Consider the following 1,216-nt stretch of genomic DNA (forward strand, 5'->3'; position numbering starts at 1 on the left):
GCCAGCAGCCGCGGTAATACGTAGGGGGCGAGCGTTATCCGGATTCATTGGGCGTAAAGCGCGCGTAGGCGGCCCGGTAGGCCGGGGGTCGAAGCGGGGGGCTCAACCCCCCGAAGCCCCCGGAACCTCCGCGGCTTGGGTCCGGTAGGGGAGGGTGGAACACCCGGTGTAGCGGTGGAATGCGCAGATATCGGGTGGAACACCGGTGGCGAAGGCGGCCCTCTGGGCCGAGACCGACGCTGAGGCGCGAAAGCTGGGGGAGCGAACAGGATTAGATACCCTGGTAGTCCCAGCCGTAAACGATGGACGCTAGGTGTGGGGGGACGATCCCCCCGTGCCGCAGCCAACGCATTAAGCGTCCCGCCTGGGGAGTACGGCCGCAAGGCTAAAACTCAAAGGAATTGACGGGGGCCCGCACAAGCAGCGGAGCATGTGGCTTAATTCGAAGCAACGCGAAGAACCTTACCAGGGCTTGACATATGGGTGAAGCGGGGGAGACCCCGTGGCCGAGAGGAGCCCATACAGGTGGTGCATGGCTGTCGTCAGCTCGTGTCGTGAGATGTTGGGTTAAGTCCCGCAACGAGCGCAACCCCCGCCGCGTGTTGCCATCGGGTGATGCCGGGAACCCACGCGGGACCGCCGCCGTCAAGGCGGAGGAGGGCGGGGACGACGTCAAGTCATCATGCCCCTTATGCCCTGGGCTGCACACGTGCTACAATGGCCGGTACAGAGGGATGCCACCCCGCGAGGGGGAGCGGATCCCGGAAAGCCGGCCCCAGTTCGGATTGGGGGCTGCAACCCGCCCCCATGAAGTCGGAGTTGCTAGTAATCGCGGATCAGCATGCCGCGGTGAATGCGTTCCCGGGCCTTGTACACACCGCCCGTCACACCACCCGAGTCGTCTGCACCCGAAGTCGCCGGCCCAACCGTCAAGGGGGGAGGCGCCGAAGGTGTGGAGGGTGAGGGGGGTGAAGTCGTAACAAGGTAGCCGTACCGGAAGGTGCGGCTGGATCACCTCCTTTCTAGGGAGATAAGTTCTTAGAGAGACAAACTTTAACTCGAATAGAGGGCAGGAGCCCGTCCGGTGGATGTCGCCCGGGGGAAGTCCCCGCAGCACCCGGTCCCCGGGGTCGCACCCGCGTACCTTGAGAGCCGCATAGCGATAGGAGAGAGATGGAAGATCATTCTTCCAGACTCGATTCTTTTCTGCGATTTA

At 63.7% G+C, this 1,216-nt stretch carries 1 rRNA gene; it reads left to right on the forward strand.

The features are described 5' to 3' along the window. A 16S ribosomal RNA gene (locus tag PMW67_RS09700) occupies window positions 1-1,022 on the forward strand; the annotation flags it as partial. Window positions 1,023-1,216: the final 194 nt, after the last annotated feature.

The organism is Collinsella aerofaciens, assembly GCF_028209395.1.
Taxonomy (GTDB): Bacteria; Actinomycetota; Coriobacteriia; order Coriobacteriales; family Coriobacteriaceae; genus Collinsella; species Collinsella aerofaciens_AZ.